General features: G+C 60.3%; 9 protein-coding genes. 7 read left to right on the top strand and 2 right to left on the bottom strand.

All coding sequences use genetic code 11. From position 1 onward, the window contains the following. Positions 1 to 104 precede the first annotated feature (104 nt). Both WMO64_RS10715 and WMO64_RS10720 read right to left on the bottom strand, forming a co-directional pair. Positions 105 to 1,802, bottom strand: a complete 1,698-nt coding sequence (locus tag WMO64_RS10715) for a glycoside hydrolase family 13 protein (RefSeq protein ID WP_349231967.1) — start codon at positions 1,800 to 1,802, stop codon at positions 105 to 107. Between the two features lie 17 nt (positions 1,803 to 1,819). Further along, a complete protein-coding gene (locus tag WMO64_RS10720) occupies positions 1,820 to 4,003 on the bottom strand; it encodes an alpha-galactosidase (RefSeq protein ID WP_349231968.1) in 2,184 nt (727 codons plus the stop codon). A 527-nt stretch (positions 4,004 to 4,530) separates the two neighbouring features. Between WMO64_RS10720 and WMO64_RS10725 the strand changes: the two genes are divergently transcribed. The 7 genes from WMO64_RS10725 (at position 4,531) to WMO64_RS10750 (ending at position 15,907) form a co-directional block, all read left to right on the top strand. Next, complete coding sequence (locus tag WMO64_RS10725; RefSeq protein ID WP_294518483.1) at positions 4,531 to 5,238, top strand: LytR/AlgR family response regulator transcription factor; 708 nt, start codon at positions 4,531 to 4,533, stop codon at positions 5,236 to 5,238. A gap of 969 nt (positions 5,239 to 6,207) precedes the next feature. Further along, positions 6,208 to 6,555 (top strand): ATP-binding protein, encoded by a 348-nt coding sequence (locus WMO64_RS17150; RefSeq protein WP_435412066.1) that lies wholly within the window; start codon positions 6,208 to 6,210, stop codon positions 6,553 to 6,555. A gap of 292 nt (positions 6,556 to 6,847) precedes the next feature. Continuing rightward, positions 6,848 to 10,168 carry a glycoside hydrolase family 3 C-terminal domain-containing protein gene (locus WMO64_RS10735; RefSeq protein WP_349231970.1) on the top strand — a complete coding sequence of 1,107 codons (3,321 nt, stop codon included), beginning with the start codon at positions 6,848 to 6,850 and terminating at the stop codon, positions 10,166 to 10,168. Between the two features lie 76 nt (positions 10,169 to 10,244). Continuing rightward, on the top strand, positions 10,245 to 11,582 hold the full coding sequence (locus WMO64_RS10740) for an InlB B-repeat-containing protein (protein WP_349231971.1): 1,338 nt from the start codon (positions 10,245 to 10,247) through the stop codon (positions 11,580 to 11,582). Positions 11,583 to 11,691: 109 nt separating this feature from the next. Next, entirely contained in the window at positions 11,692 to 14,622 is a 2,931-nt protein-coding gene (locus WMO64_RS10745; protein ID WP_349231972.1) for a glycoside hydrolase family 3 C-terminal domain-containing protein, read from the top strand. 312 nt (positions 14,623 to 14,934) lie between these two features. After that, positions 14,935 to 15,276 carry a hypothetical protein gene (locus tag WMO64_RS17115; RefSeq protein WP_353963963.1) on the top strand — a complete coding sequence of 114 codons (342 nt, stop codon included), beginning with the start codon at positions 14,935 to 14,937 and terminating at the stop codon, positions 15,274 to 15,276. Next, positions 15,251 to 15,907, top strand: coding sequence for a site-specific integrase (locus WMO64_RS10750; RefSeq protein ID WP_349231973.1), 657 nt, complete (start codon positions 15,251 to 15,253; stop codon positions 15,905 to 15,907). Before WMO64_RS17115 ends, WMO64_RS10750 begins: the two co-directional genes overlap by 26 nt. Positions 15,908 to 16,150: the final 243 nt, after the last annotated feature.

A 16,150-nucleotide genomic window follows, 5' to 3' on the forward strand; every position in this document is an offset into this window, starting at 1 on the left:
CTGTCTCATTTTATTCCGCTCCCGACAGCGGTATCACTGCCTGTCCCCAAAAACGCAAAAGCAGCCCGGGAATTCCCGGGCTGCTTTCCTTTATATAATGTGGTTCAGTCCTCCAGGACCCAAACGGCGGCCTGCCAGGGCGCCAGGGTCATAGCGCCGGGGGCGGCGGGGGCCGCTTGCCAGTTGGCGATGAGCAGGCGGCTCTTCCGGCCCTTCAGCTCCTCCGGCAGGTCAAATTTTGCCTCTTTCCCGGACAGATTGCACACGGCGAGCAGGGTTTTGCCCTCCAGCGTGCGGGTGTAGGCAAAGAGCTGGGGATGGTCGGGGAGGATCAGGTCGTATCTGCCGTAGACGATCAGGTCCTTGTCGGGGGAATTCCGCCGCAGGCCGATGAGCTTCTGATAGTAGTGGAACACGGAGTCCGCCCGGCCCAGCTGCTCCTTGGCGTTGATCTGGACATAGTTGGGGTTGACCATGATCCAGGGCCGGCCGGTGGTGAATCCGGCGTTGGGGGAGTCATCCCACTGGAAGGGGGTGCGGGCGTTGTCCCGGCTCTTGTAGGCGATGGCGGCCATCAGCTCCGCCTGGGGCATGACCCCCCGGGCGCTCAGGTCCCGGTAGGCGTTGATGGACTCCAGGTCCCGGTAGTTCTCAATGGGCCCGAAGGGCACGTTGGTCATGCCCAGCTCCTCCCCCTGGTACACGTAGGGGGTACCCTGCATCATGTGCAGACAGGTGGCGATGCACTTGGCCGAAATCTCCCGGTTTTCGGGGGAGTCGTCCCCCAGCCGGGAGACGATGCGGGGCTGGTCGTGGTTGCAGAAGTACAGGCTGTTCCAGGCCACCCCGTCCAGCTCGTTCTGCCAGCGGGAGAGCAGCTTTTTCAGGGCCACCAGGTCTATCTTTCGGGTGCTCCACTTGCCGGTGACCGCGTCGCCGCCGTCCAGGTCCACATGCTCGAACTGGAACACCATGTTCAGCTCGGTGCCCTGGGCGTTGGCGTACTGCTTGGCCTGATCGATGGTCACCCCGGCGCACTCGCCCACAGTGAGCAGGTCATAGTGGGAGAGCACCTTCCGGCGCATCTCCTGGAGGTACTCGTGGACGTGGGGGCCGTTGCAGCAGCCCAGGTTGCAGGAGGCGTAGAGGGCGCCGTTGGTGGGCATGTCGGGCAGGCCCTCCCGCTTGGAGATCATGGAGATCACGTCCATGCGGAAGCCGTCGATGCCCTTGTCGCACCACCAGGTCATCATGTCGAACACCGCCTGCCGCACCGCCGGGTTGTCCCAGTTCAGGTCGGGCTGCTTGGGGGAGAAGCAGTGGAGGTAGTACATGCCGGTGGCGTCGTCGTAAGTCCAGGCGGGACCGGAGAAGGAGGAGCCCCAGTTGTTGGGCTCCTTTCCGTCCTTGCCCTCCCGCCAGATGTAGAAGTCCCGCTTGGGGTTGTCTTTGGACTTGCGGCTCTCCACAAACCAGGGGTGCTCGTCGGAGGTGTGGTTGACCACCAGGTCCATGACGATCTTCAGCCCCCGGGCGTGGGCCTCAGAGAGCAGCTTGTCAAAGTCGGCCATGGTGCCGAACTCGTCCATAATGGCCTGGTAGTCGCTGATGTCGTAGCCATTGTCGTCGTTGGGGGAGCGGTACACCGGCGAGAGCCAGATGACGTTGACGCCCAGCTCCTTGATATAGTCCAGCCTGCTGGTGATGCCGGGCAGGTCGCCGATGCCGTCGCCGTTGGAGTCGCAGAAGCTGCGGGGGTAAATCTGATAGATGACGCTCTCTTTCCACCATGCCTTGTCCATCTCAGGCATCCTCCTTCTTATACCGCCTCGATCTGATACTGAACGGCCTGGTACTGGTCCAGGAAGGGCAGGGCCAGCCCGGCGTACATGAGCTCGTCGCCGCCGTAGACCACGCCGTTCACCCGATAATTCCGGTCCGGGTCCAGGCCCTTGAGCCGCAGCAGGGGCCGCACCGGGTTGGCGTGGCGCACGGTCTGCACCAGACCCACCACCGCCCGGCTCTTGTCGGCGGTGACGTGCATCCAGGCGCAGTAGCTGTCCTCCTGGCGGAAGGGGCTGGTCAGGCGGTAGTAGTCCCCCCGCATCACCACGTCCCAGTAGGTGCGGAAGGCGGCGATCTGCTCCGCCACCTCCTTCAGCTCCTCGGCGGTCAGCTCGTTCAGGTCCAGCTCGTAGCCGAAGGTGCCCGCCGCCGCCACAACACCCCGGGTGTGGAGGGGAGTGGCGCGGTGGGTCAGGCCGTTGGGCACGGCGGACACATGGGCGCCCATGGCGCAGCAGGGGTAGCAGAAAGAGGTGCCGTACTGGATACGCAGCCGGTCGGCGGCGTCGGTGTTGTCGGAGCACCAGATCTGGGGGGTGTAGTACAGCATGCCGCAGTCAAACCGGCCGCCGCCGCCGCTGCACCCCTCGATGAGCAGGTCGGGGAACTCCTGGTGCAGGGCCTCCAGGATCTCGTACACCGCCAGCACAAACCGGTGGTACACCTCGCCCTGGCGCTCCGCGGGCAGTCCGGCGCTCCACACGTCGGTGAGGCTGCGGTTCATATCCCACTTCACGTAGGAGATGTCGGCGCTCTTGAGCATGGCCCGCAGGTTGTCCAGCACGTACCCCTTCACCTCGGGGCGGGTCAGGTCCAGCACCAGCTGGTAGCGCCCCCGGGTGACGGGCCGTCCCGGCACCCGGAAGGTCCAGTCGGGGTGGGCGCGGTACAGGTCGGAGTTCTCGTTGACCATCTCCGGCTCCACCCAGATGCCGAACTTCATGCCCAGGTCGTGGATGCGCTTGGCCAGGGGGGCCAGGCCGCCGGGCAGCTTCTCCTGGTTCACGTTCCAGTCGCCCAGACCGCCGAAGTCGTCGTTGCGCTGGCCGAACCAGCCGTCGTCCATGACCATCATCTCCACGCCCACCTTGCTGGCCGCCTGGGCGATGGAGCAGATCTTGTCCGCGTCAAAGTTGAAGAGGGTGGCCTCCCAGTTGTTGATGAGGATGGGCCGGCGCTGGTCCTTCCAGGGGCCCCGGCACAGGTTGAGCCGGATGGCCCGGTGGAACATCTGGCTCATATAGCCCAGGCCACGGGCGGAGAACACCATGGCCACCTCGGGGGCGGTGAAGGTCTCACCGGGCTGGAGCAGCCAGGAGAAGTGGAAGGGGTGGATGCCCATGGTCATCCGGGTCTCGTGGAACTGGGTGTACTCCACCGAGGCCAGGAAATTGCCCGAGTACACCAGGGCCATGCCCCAGCAGCGGCCCGCGTCCTCGGTGGCGTCCCTGTCGCACAGCACCAGGAAGGGGTTCTGCTGGTGGCTGGAGGAGCCCCTGACGCTGCCGGCGGTGTGGATGCCCTGGGTGAGGGCGGCCCGCACCGGCTCCCGCTCCCGGGCGTAGGCGCCGCCCAGGGTGATGAAGTCGTGGTCCCCCACCGGGAAGTCCAGGCACGCGGAGGCCACACGGGTGAGCCGCACCGGGGCGGAGCCGTCGTTGCGTACCCGCACCGCCCGGGTGATCATGTCGTACTCCTCCAGCACGCCGTAGAGTAGCTCCACCACCAGGCTGCTGCACCGGTCCCGCAGCTCCACGGTGAGGGTCTGGGCGGTGACTCCCTCGCCGTAAAAGGCGGGCAGGCCCTCCAGGGCGTACTTGCCCTCCTCAATGGTGTGGCGGACGTAGCGGAAATCCGCCGTGTGGCTGCCGTCGGCCAGGTCTACCTCCAGGGAGGGAGTGCGGAAGTCCCCCACGCCGCTGGAGGAGTACTCCTGGGGCTGGGTGTCCAGGGACCAGGTCCGGTCCAGGCCCACCTCGTCCGGGTTGGGGGAGAAGCCCCGGTCCTCCGGGCAGATCAGCCGGGAGAGATCACCGCCCCGGAGCTTCTGGCCGTAGTAGGTGTGGAGCAGCACCCCGGTGGGGTCGATCTTCATCTGATAGGTGGTGCTGCGGGTGCTCAGGTTGATGGTGCGCTGGGAAGCGTCAAATCCGATCATGGCAGATCATCCTTCTGACATAGAGTAGTGGCCGCCGCCCGGGGCGGATGTCAGCTTTATTGTACCACATTGTTTGTATTTTTCCAGTCTATTTCTTGTCAAGAAATCCGTGTATCCGGATTTGTCTGCGCCTGCAATCCTTAGAGCCCCAGCAGCTTTGTCCATAACGCCCAAAAATATGAAACCGGTTTTATGATTTCTGCAAAAAAGTTCTCTATTCCACTCCGAACGCCGCCGACGCCCAGGTCCTTGGCCGGGCGTCCAAAGGGCGGCCCTCGCACAGAGCCCCCTTCTGCAATAAAAAACCTCCGCAAGCGAGATCTCGCTTGCGGAGGAATGGCACGCCCGAGGGGATTCGAACCTCCGACCTGCCGCTTGCGAGGATCAGGAAAGAGCTTTGCAACAAGATTTCCGGTTTGCAAAGTTATCTGTACAAATTTTCCCCTTTAGAGGCAGGTTGAAATGGAGAGCAGCGTCGTTTATAATAAAAATATATACATACAAGTACAGGGAGAGGGAGGAACAAAATGCTCAGGGTCGCCATTGTGGAGGACGAACAAAAGGTAGCTGATGAGATGGCCTCTTTTTTCGCGCGATACGGTGCAGAGACGGATACTGAGTTTCAGGTCACGAAGTTTCCCAATGCTGTGAACTTCCTTTCAGGCTATCAGGCGGGGTTTGATATCATCTGCATGGACATCGAAATGCCGCATATGAACGGAATGGAAGCGGCAAAAAAGCTGAGGGAGATAGACAGCCAGGTGGTGCTGATTTTTGTCACCAACCTGGCGCAATACGCCATAGACGGCTATGAAGTAGACGCCATGAGCTATATGCTCAAGCCGACAAAGTACGCTACATTCCGTTTTGTGATCAAGAAGGCCATGGAGCGGTGCAAAAAAGCGGAAAAGAGCAAGATCGAGATCATGGAGAACGGCACCCTGCTCTGCCTGCCTGTATCCGCCGTCTATTATGTGGAGATCAACGACCACTCCATTCTGTATCACACGAACCAGGGCAATTATAAAGGCTACGGCACGATGAAAAAGGTGGAGGATGCTGTGCCGCCCGGGCAGTTTTTCCGGTGCAACAGCTGCTACCTTGTGAATCTGGAACATGTGAAAAAGGTCGATGGCAATAACGTCTGGGTGGGCAGCGAAGTTATCCAGGTAAGCAGGCCGCGGAAAAAGAGCTTCCTGGAAGCCCTGCACGAGTACTATTGCCAAACACAGTAGGGGCGCAAGATGGAACAATTCATTGCGATATGGAAGGAAAACATATTCTGGCTGACAGTTCTCTGCGGCTGTCTCCCATTTTGCTGGCGGCTGCCCCGCCGCCGGTATTTTCCTGCTAAATTTCTCCTAGGTCTGGCTGTTCAGGCCGCCTTTGCTATGAGCTGGGCGGAGTATGTTGAAAAGGCTTTCTCTCGGAATGCGCTTTTGGAATCCACTCCCTATGTTATCCACATTTTTCTCTTTACGCTCATGATACGCTGGTGCTATGAGTGCGACATGGTTGGAGCTGCATTCTGCGCTATGTGCGGCTACTGCCTGCAGCATATTGCGAGCCGGATTCATCTGGTATTTTGGATGGCGGTTGGCTCCAGATGGGAGTGGCTGCGCGATCCCTCGGTGTATCTGTTTTTTGCGGGCACGTATGTGGCGGGGTATCAGGCCTTCAAGAAACGGTCGGGCGGTGTGATGAACATTATCCGGGTAGATGCCGTCGGACAGCTGATTATCTCCGCCATCGCATTGTTTGCCATGAATATTGTGGAGATGATACAGTTTTTGTACCAGCCGGCCGCAAAAGATCCGCTGGTAAACATGAGCGGCCCGATTATGGCGGTGCTGTTTACCTGCATCACACTGATGCTGGAGTACAACCTGCTGTCCTACAAGACGGCAGAGACGGAGCGCAACACGCTCAAAGAGATCGTACAGGAAAAGCGGAACCAGACCGAGTTTGAAAAAAAGATGATGGAAGCGGTCAACATGAATGCCCATGACCTGAAATACAAGGTCAAGGACGGCGCGCTGCTGCAGGACGCCCAGCGGGATATTGAGAGGGCCGTGGACGCATATGATACCGCGCTCCACACCGGCAACGAGGCGCTGGATATCATCCTCTCCAAAAAGAAGCTGGACTGCTTCCGGAGGGGCATCCAGCTGATCTGCATTGCGGACGGGAAACGCCTGGATTTTATGAGCGAGTCGGATATTTTTACCCTGTTCGGAAATATTCTGGACAACGCGATTGAAGGTGTGGAGCGTCTGGACGACCCGGACGACCGCATTATCCAGCTGAATGTCGTGGGAAGAAACAGTTTTGTTCAGATCCGGGAGGAAAATTACTTTCGGGATGGCCTGCTGCTCTCCGGACAGACGCTGATGACCACCAAAGAGGACAAGGAGCACCACGGCTACGGCATGAAGAGCATTGCCCTGCTGGTGGAGAAATACGGAGGACATCACAAGATCGAGACACAGGAGAACCTTTTTGCGCTGGATATCCTGCTGCCCATGCGGGACAGGCAGAATGGGGAGCGCTGACAAAAGCGCCATTCGGATACCCGGGCCTGTCCGTTGGGGCAGAGAAAACAAACTGTTTACAAAGCGGACCGCCGGCATGTTGCCGGCGGTCCGCTTTTCTATATAACGCACAAAAATTCTGCTTCCAAGAGGGGGAATTCTGGAGAAGAAAATCGTTCTGCGTGTCAGGTTTCGTTGCGAGATGTACAGATTACGGGGGAGCCCATTGAGGTAATTTGTCATATCCTCTAAGATTGGCGTCAAGGAGGCGGATACAGCCTCAAATCCAGAAAAGGAAAGAGGAGGAACCCGAATGAAACTTACCAAAAGGCATGGTAAAAGAGTGGCCGCATTGCTCCTGAGCGCAGCGATGACCGTGGGACTGGCTGCCTGCGACGGGACCGCTGCTCCCAGCGCATCTGCTCCCGGCACCACGCCCAGCGCGACCCCTGCGGGCGGGGAACAGACGGCGACGGACCTGATCCAGGAGACGCTGGTGGAGGCCACCGGCACCCAGACCGGCAATCTTGCGGCTCAGGGCAAGTATTACACCGACTTCAGCACCATTGACGAGGCCAGAGAGCTGGGCGAGCAGCTGAACATCGAAGTGGGTAGTGAAGGCTTTGTTCTGCTGAAGAACCAGGACAACACCCTTCCCCTGTCCGACACGGAGCGGAATATCACCCTGTTCGGCTATCGGAGCAGCCGGCTCCAGACCGTGGGCGGCGGCTCCGGCGCAGGCGACGGCTTCGGGCACGAGTGGACCCTCCAGGAGAGCATGGAGGAGGCTGGCCTGAATGTCAACGAGAAGCTCCTGAACTATTACAGCGGCGTTGACAACCCTGACGCGCTGGAGCTGGATCCGGACACCTACGCCGCCTCCATCGAGGGGACCTTTGACTTCTACGGGGATGCGGTGCTGTGGACGATCTCCAGAACCGGATCGGAAGGCCGCGACCTTCTGACGGCGGAGGTGCCCGGTCACAGCGATCCCACCGAGCACTATCTGGAGCTGGACGACAACGAGAAGAAGGTCTATGAGTACCTGAAGGAGCTCAAGCAGGAGGGCCGGATCCAGAAGTTCATCGTGATCGTGAACAGCGCCAACGCCTTTGAGCTGGGCGACATGCAGGACGACAGTGATGTGGACGCCATCATCTGGGTGGGCCACCCCGGCAACGCGGGCATCGCGGCACTGGGCAAGATCCTGACCGGCGAGGTCAACCCCTCCGGCCATCTGGTGGACATCTTCGCCAGAGATTTCACCCAGGACCCCACCTGGAGCAACTTCGGCAGCAACGTGCAGAATGGATTGGACAACTACGTCTACTATGACGACAACGGCACCCTTACGGACAGCGGCTACCGCTCCGTGGAGTACCGGGAGGGCATTTACATTGGCTACCGCTGGTATGAGACCGTGGCGGCGGATATGGAGGCCCAGTCCGAGGGCAGCGGCGAGAGCTGGTACCAGGAGAACGTGGTCTATCCCTTCGGCTACGGCCTGAGCTACACCACCTTTGACTGGGAGCTGACCGGCGTGGCCGAGACTGCCGTGATCGACGCGCCCAACCGCACCGTCACCATGCAGGTGAAGGTCACCAACACCGGCGATGTGGCCGGCAAGGACGTGGTCCAGGTCTATGCATCCCAGCCCTACTATGAGGGCAGCATTGAGAAGGCGGCCCGGGTCCTGATGGGCTTTGCCAAGACCGACCTGCTCCAGCCCGGCGAGAGCCAGGTCGTGCAGGTCCAGTTTGTGGCCCAGGACATGGCGTCCTATGACTACAACGACAAAAACGGAAACGGCTTCAAGGGCTATGAGCTGGAGGCCGGCGACTACATCATCTCCATCAACCGCAACTCCCACGAGGTGGTGGACAGCGTCGTGCGGACCGTGGAGAGCAACGGCGACGACTTCCACACCGGCATCCTCTGCGAGACCGACCTGACCTCCGGCAACGCCATCGGCAACGTTTACAGCGGCGGCGAGACCGTCAACGGCAAGAACGTGGAGCGCTACAAGTCCACCAACGAGGCCCTGGAGGCCAATGAGATCAGCCGTGAGGGCGGCCTGGAGCTTCCCACTCCCTCCACCCAGGAGGACCGCAACATCACCGCCGAAAAGAAGGCGTTCTATGACGCTGAGGAGACCTATCTGGCCTATCAGGACCAGGAGACCGACCCCTGGTATGTGGCTGCCACCCCGGAGACCTGGACCCAGTCCAACGCCGAGACAGAGACGGTTACTCTCACCATTGAGGGGAACGCCACCAACCCCACCCCCCGCACTACCACCCAGATTCAGCGAGCGGATGGCAGCCGGGCGGAGATCCTGCTCAGCGACATGAGCGGCATCTCCTACACCGAGCCCCAGGTTGATGAAAACGGCAACGTCATCCTGGGCACCGACGAGGGGAGCCAGAAGTGGGACGAGTTCATGAACCAGCTCACCTGGTCGGAGATGGCCTCCATCGTGACCCAGGGCTACTATCTCTCCCCCGCCCTGCCCGCCATCGACAAGGTGGAAGGCGTAGACGGTGACGGCCCCTCCCAGGTGAAGGCCGGCTTCTATAACCGCACCACCCCCGGCGGCACACTCTGGGCCTGCGGCTGCGTGGTGGCCGCCACCTTCAACACTGAGCTGGCCGCCGCCATCGGCAACATGTGCGGCAACGAGGCCCTGTTCCTGAACCTGGGCGGCTGGTACGGCCCCGGTCTGGAGATCCACCGCTCTCCCTTCGGCGGACGTAACTTTGAGTACTACTCCGAGGACGGCGTCCTGGCCGGCAAGATCTCTGCCGCGCTCATTGGCGGCGTCCAGGCCAAGGGCGTGCGTACCTATATGAAGCACATGTTCCTGAACAACCAGGAGACCAACCGGAACACTCTGGGCGGCGTCTTTACCTGGTGCAACGAGCAGGCCATCCGCGAGATCTATGTAAAGCCCTATGAGTACGCCGTGAAGTACGGACACTCCACCGGCAGCATGTCCGGCATGAACCGGGTGGGCGACGCCATGTGCTATACCAACTATGCCACCATGACCGCGCTGATGCGGGACGAGTGGGGCTATCAGGGTGCCAACGTGACCGACACCCTGTTCAACAGCGAGTACCACACCTTTGACGCAATGGTCCGTGCCGGCCAGGACATCCCCCTGGGCGTCCGTCCCGGCGGCTATGCCGAGCCCCTCTCCGGCACCTGGGATCCCACTGCCAATGACGGCCGGGGCGGCGTGCTGATCAAGGCCGACGCAGAGGCGGAGACAGACACCGTACTCTCTCCCACCCAGTACTACGCCGTGCGTATGTGCGCCCAGCACATCCTCTACTCTGCTGCCAACAACCTGGATATCCACAACCAGATGCACGCATTTGAGTTCACCGACCTCGCTGTGGAGTTCTCCGCAGAGAGCGGCGAGGCCGACGTGAGCCACTCCGATGCTACGGCAGAGGCAATTGCCGTGACTTACAGCACCGAAAGCCCGCTGCCCGAGGGCCTGACCCTGACGCCGGATGGCATGCTCACCGGCGAGGTGGCCGCCGGCACGCCTGCCTTTACGATCCAGGTCGACGTCCGGGCTGACTACTATCTGTACTTCACCTACAATGTAACCGTCACCGTAGTGTAACCCGAATCCCTGACAGAATAGGAGGAATGTCCGCGGAGGCACTGTCGCCGACAGCGCCTCCACGGCAAAGTAAACTATGAAAAAGCACAAACTTGCTCGCTTTCTTGCACCGATCTGCGCGCTGACGCTGCTGCTCAGCTCCTGCGGCGGAGGCGGCGAAGGCGGCAGCGGCAATTCCGGATCGTTTGAGATCGAAGTGACCACCCTGCCCACCAAGACCGAGTACGCCATCGGTGAGGAATTCTCTGTTGCCGGCGGTGAGCTCACCGTGACCAACGCCGACGGCTCCACCGCTACGGTCAGCCTGGAGGATGACGGCGTGACCCTCTCCGAGGTCAATACGGACAGCGCGGGGCGGAAGAGCATCACCGTCAACTATGGCGGGGAGCGTACCCGCTTCGATATCACTGTAAAGCCGTACGTAGTCACCTTTGACATGGGCGGGCACGGCTCCCTGGATCCGGTGGAAGTTACGGAAGCCGGTCCCGTGGCCAACATGCCCACGGACCCCACCGCGGAGGACGCGGAATTTGACGGCTGGTACTACAACGCCGAGTGCTCTGACCCCTTTGACCCCGACGCACAGGTGACCGAAGATATCACCCTGTACGCCAAGTGGGTCGAGGCAGGCACAAACTACCTGACCGTCACCTTTGATTTGGGCTACACCGGCGCCCCCGAGGCCCAGGTGGTCAATGTGGAGGAGAATGCCACCGTAAGCCAGCCCAGCGATCCCACCCGTGCCGGCTACAGCTTCAACGGCTGGTTCGCCGACCCTGAGGGAACTGTGGCCTATGACTTCTCCGCTCCCGTCACTGCTGCTCAGACCGCCTATGCCACCTGGACCCGCACCGCCAGCGGCACCAATGAGTATGTCTTCGAGGCCGAGGATATCGACCTGACCGGCAAGCGGGGCAACGGCTACTCCGGAGAGGCGGAGGGTGTCGGCCTGATCCAGCGGGAGGCGGAGAACAGCCCCACCCAGGCCAGCAACAACCGTTTTGTAGGCTATACCTATACGCCCAACCTGACGCTGGACTTCCACATCGTCTCGGACATGGCGGTCTCCGACGCCACCATCGTGGCCAGACTGTCGGGTGAGTTTGCCGACCTGACTCTGACCCCCGACATGTTCACCATCTCACTCAACGGCGAGTCCATCGACTACGGTAAAATCGAGATCACGGACGTGCCCTCCGGCGGCGTAAAGGCCTTTGAGGACTTCGTGCTTATCGAGGGTGCCTCTCTGGTGGAGGGTGAGAACCACCTCTCCTTCCTGGTGAATAACGATGATAACTGGATCGGCGGCGGCACCGTGGCTGCTACGGCTCCGGTGATCGACAATGTAAAAATCACCACCAGCGCTGTCCTGTGGTGGAACGGCGACTTCGGCCTGCCCATGGATAACTATTGATCCCACTGCGACCGCTGTTCCCGTCCCTGTGCGGGGCGGGAACAGCGGCGTTTTTGTGAGAAAGAGAACGCTGGGAGCTGTGCTTTAATGTCATAAGGGAGGAAAACAAATGAAAAACAGAGGACGGCGCGCATGGATCATCACCACGTCGGTGGTCCTCGTGCTGCTGATTGTACTGAATACCGCCGCCGTTGTGCTCTTTGATCTGCTCAACATCGTCATGCCGGGCGGCGGCCTACGGGCCCTCTATGCCGACGGCGTGGAGGCCTCCTATGTCTCCGACTACGCCAGCAAGGAGGAGGCGCTGGAGCACGCCAACGAGCTGAACGTGGACCTGTGCCGGGAGGGCTTCGTGCTCCTGAAAAATGAGAACAGCGCCCTGCCCATCGCCACCCCCGAGTCGGACAGCGCCGTCACCCAGCGGCCCAAGATCTCCGTGTTCGGCAAGAACAGCGTGAACCTGGCCTACGGCGGCTCCGGTTCCGGCGGCGCCGACACCGCCGACGCCGTGGACCTGTACACCGCCCTGGACGCGGCCGGCTTCGACTGCAACCCCACCCTCAAGTCCTTCTATGAGGACGAGTCCAAGTCCGGCCCCGCTCGCAAGGGCAACTCCAGCGACCTGGACAGCGGCAACAGCATCTCCATCGCCACCGGCGAGACCCCCCAGTCCATGTACACCGCCGATGTGACCGGCTCCTATGCCCAGTACAGCGACGCCGCCCTGGTGGTGTTCACCCGGGTGGGCGGCGAGGGCTTTGACCTGCCCCGCACCATGGGCTCTGCCGAGGGCGCCCGCGACCCGGAGGACACCTACCTCCAGCTGGACCAGAACGAGACCGACCTGCTCTCGGCCGTGTGCGAGGCCGGGTTTGACCACGTCATCGTCATCATCAACAGCGGCGCGGCCATGGAGCTGACCTTCCTGACCGACCCCGCCTACTACGCCTACCAGGAGCAGATCGACGGCTGCATCTGGATGGGCTTCCCCGGCAACACGGGCACCACCGCCCTGGCCGAGATCCTCAACGGCACCGTCAACCCCTCCGGCCGCACCGTGGACACCTACGCCGCCGACCTGAAGCAGGACCCCACCTTTTACAACTTCGGCGACAACATGCAGACCGACGGCGACCGCTACACGACGAATGGGGAGACCCAGCGCTACTTCTTCGTGGACTACGAGGAGGGCATCTACACCGGCTACAAGTACTATGAGACCCGGGGCTTTACCGACGGCGAGGAGTGGTACAGCGAGCATGTGGTCTACCCCTTCGGCTACGGCCTGAGCTACACCACCTTTGAGTGGGCCATCGCCGACGCCTCCGCCATCGAGAACGCCACCATCGCCGCCGACGGCCTCTATGAGGTCCAGGTGCAGGTGACCAACACCGGCGCTGTGGCCGGCAAGGACGTGGTGGAGCTCTTCGCCCACGCCCCCTACTATGAGGGCGGCATTGAGAAGGCCCACGAGGTGCTGGTGGATTTCGCCAAGACCGACCTGCTCCAGCCCGGCGAGAGCCAGACCGTCACCCTCACCTTCAACCCCTACTATCTGGCCTCCTACGACTACAAGGACGCCAACGGCAACGGCTTCAAGGGCTACGAGCTGGAGGAGGCCACCGGCTCCGACGGCTACCAGCTCTTTGTCAGCCGCAACGCCCATGAGGTGGTGGAGACCATCCCCTTCGCCGTGCCCACCGGCGGCATCCGCTATGAGACCGACCCGGTCACCGGCACGGCGGTGCAGAACCTGTACACCGACCTGGACGACCCCATGTTCAACTCTGACTACCAGCTCTCCACCATCCTCTCCCGCAGCGACTGGGAGGGCACCTGGCCCACCACCCCCACCGCGGAAGACCGTGAGGTCAGCGCCGAGTTCATCAATGCGCTGAAGGATATTTCCACCAACAATCCCACCGACTACGATTCGGAACCCATGCCCTGGTACGATGAGGACAACGGTCTGGATCTGCGGGACCTGCTGGAGCAGAGCGACGTGGAGCCGGAAAACCCCGGCGACCCGCTGGTGTCCTATGACGCGGAGCTGTGGGAGGACCTGCTGGACCAGGCCAGCCTGGATGAGATGGTGGCCATGTACGACTACGGCGCCTTCCAGACCAAGGCCATGGACAGCATCGGCAAGCCCAAGACCAACGACACCGACGGCCCGGTGGGCTTCGTCAACTTCATGGACGGCACCACCTTCTACGGCACCTGCTCCTACTGCGCCGAGGTAGTCATTGCCTCCACCTGGAACCAGGCGCTGGTCGAGGACTTCGGCGTGTCCGTAGGCAACGAGGGCATCTGGGGCAACGCCCGGGGCGACGGCATGCCCTACTCCGGCTGGTACGCACCCGCCTGCAACATCCACCGCTCTCCCTTCGGCGGCCGCAACTTCGAGTACTACTCCGAGGACGGCATCCTCAGCGGCAAGATGGCCGCCGCCGTGGTCCGGGGCTGCCAGAGCAAGGGCGTGTACTGCTACGTCAAGCACTTCGCCCTCAACGAGCAGGAGACCCACCGCTCCATCGGCGGCGACTGCTCCTGGGTCACCGAGCAGGCCATGCGTGAGACCTTCCTCAAGCCCTTTGAGCTGGCGGTGAAGGAGGGCGGCACCCGGGCCATGATGAGCTCCTTCAACCGCATCGGCACCCGCTGGACCGGCGGCGACTACCGCCTGCTGACCACCATTCTGCGGGACGAGTGGGGCTTCCGGGGCATGGTGCTGTGCGACTTCAACACCGTGCCCGACTACATGGACTCCCGTCAGATGGCCTATGCCGGCGGCTCCATCAACCTGGCCACCACCCCGGTGAGCTGGTGCGACACCTCCGACGTGGCCGACGTGATCGTCCTGCGCCAGTGCACCAAGGACGTGCTCTACACGGTGGTCAACTCCAATGCCATGAACGGCGAGGTCATCGGCTACGCCATGCCCATCTGGACCATGGTGCTCATTGCGGTGGATATTGTAGTGGTCCTGGCCCTTGCGGTACGAGGAGTTGTAGTATTCAGGAAAAAGAAAGCTATATAAGCAAATAGAGGTATTGACACACCTTTGAAACGGCGGCTCTAAATTCGAGCCGCCGTTTCCTTTTGCCTAAAATCCAACAACAGCACATACTTTGTGATTCGGCACGGCGGCAACAGGGTGAGCCGCCATACACGACACCGTTTTTCGACATAAAACGCTGGGAGCCGCTCTGTAAAAAAAGCCCATTTTTGTTATCGGGACATCCTGGCTATAAAGACGAGCGGGAATGATCTCGCACCGCCCTGGCCCTCAGAAGCTGCCCCCCATCTAAATATAGTTCGCAATGCTGAAAGGTCAAAACTGTTGCGGTTGGTGGGTGAGGATGTTAATCAGATTAATGGGACAAATTATGAACTGCAGGCTGCAGATGATATGGAGGGCGTCATTTTGGATCAATGCCGGGATGATGCAATTCGGATCAAAAAATATTCCCCCATTAAGAACGCTTGCAACCTGCTCACAATTGATAGACGATTTCGATCTCCGCAGGAGTGGATCGATGCCGGGAAACAATATGTCACGTTTCAAAACGGAAACCTGAATCTTAAGACCGGTGCTCTGGTCCCACATGACCCGATGGTTTTTACTACATTCTGTATCCATGCCAACTACCTGGGACCGGGCTGTGATGTTGGAACGCCAGTATTTGATTAAGTCGTTTTTCGCGCCGGGTGATAATGTGGCGATCAGAAAGCGTGGAAACAGCTATCAAGTCGTGTACCGCTGTCCGGGCGAAGCTTCTCCTCGTACCGAAACCTTCAGGTCGGAGGACGAGGCACTGATCAGGGACATGCAGATCAAGCTGGCAAAAAAGAATGGGACCTTTGAGCCGCCTGTTAAAATTTCCAAGGGGACTGTACGGGCTAGGCAGGAGATCACGGTCAGCGATTTTCTGGACGAGTACGTGGAGGTCTACGGCCTGAAGCTGATTGCCCAAAACAATTTTCGCCCGGTGGTGTTTCACAGTCTGAGACACAGCAGTACTTCGCTGAAGCTCAAACTGAGCCGCGGCAATATCAAGGCAGTGCAGGGAGACACAGGCCACGCCGAGGCCCGTATGGTGACCGATACCTATGCCCACGGGTTTGATGCAGGCCGAAAGCTGATCGCTCATGAAATGGATACAGGTTTCTTTGCCAAAGTAGGGGCGGCGCCTACCGAAGAAGATTTGGATGCGGATATGCTGCGTAAGCTGAAAGCTTTGATTCAAAGCCATCCGGAACTGTTGTCCGAATTACTGAAAGAGACGGAAAAGGACGGAAAAGCAGGGGCAAGGAGCACTTAAATGTTGGCAAGTGTAAGCAAGCACAGCTCTTTTTGTCCTCTGCTAGGCCAAAAATGTAAGCAAAATATGCAGCATCTTCGATATTATACCAACAATTGAACATTGATCAGAAAGTACAAAAAAGGAGCCGAAACATGATGTTTCGGCTCCCTTTGGCACCCTGGAGTGTGTTTGTCAAACGAAAATGTGAGCAAAAGGGCCCCAAAAAAGTGAGCACCTTCAGCACCAGATTTCATGTCGTGA

The sequence above is a fragment of the Pseudoflavonifractor intestinihominis genome (genome assembly GCF_040096055.1).
Lineage (GTDB): Bacteria > Bacillota > Clostridia > Oscillospirales > Oscillospiraceae > Pseudoflavonifractor > Pseudoflavonifractor intestinihominis.

Bases quoted from the DNA above. Each gene is read 5' to 3' on its own strand.
- WMO64_RS10715 (WP_349231967.1), bottom strand. From the start codon at position 1,802: ATGGACAAGGCATGGTGGAAAGAGAGCGTCATCTATCAGATTTACCCC.
- WMO64_RS10720 (WP_349231968.1), bottom strand. From the start codon at position 4,003: ATGATCGGATTTGACGCTTCCCAGCGCACCATCAACCTGAGCACCCGC.
- WMO64_RS10725 (WP_294518483.1), top strand. From the start codon at position 4,531: ATGCTCAGGGTCGCCATTGTGGAGGACGAACAAAAGGTAGCTGATGAG.
- WMO64_RS17150 (WP_435412066.1), top strand. From the start codon at position 6,208: ATGAGCGAGTCGGATATTTTTACCCTGTTCGGAAATATTCTGGACAAC.
- WMO64_RS10735 (WP_349231970.1), top strand. From the start codon at position 6,848: ATGAAACTTACCAAAAGGCATGGTAAAAGAGTGGCCGCATTGCTCCTG.
- WMO64_RS10740 (WP_349231971.1), top strand. From the start codon at position 10,245: ATGAAAAAGCACAAACTTGCTCGCTTTCTTGCACCGATCTGCGCGCTG.
- WMO64_RS10745 (WP_349231972.1), top strand. From the start codon at position 11,692: ATGAAAAACAGAGGACGGCGCGCATGGATCATCACCACGTCGGTGGTC.
- WMO64_RS10750 (WP_349231973.1), top strand. From the start codon at position 15,251: ATGTTGGAACGCCAGTATTTGATTAAGTCGTTTTTCGCGCCGGGTGAT.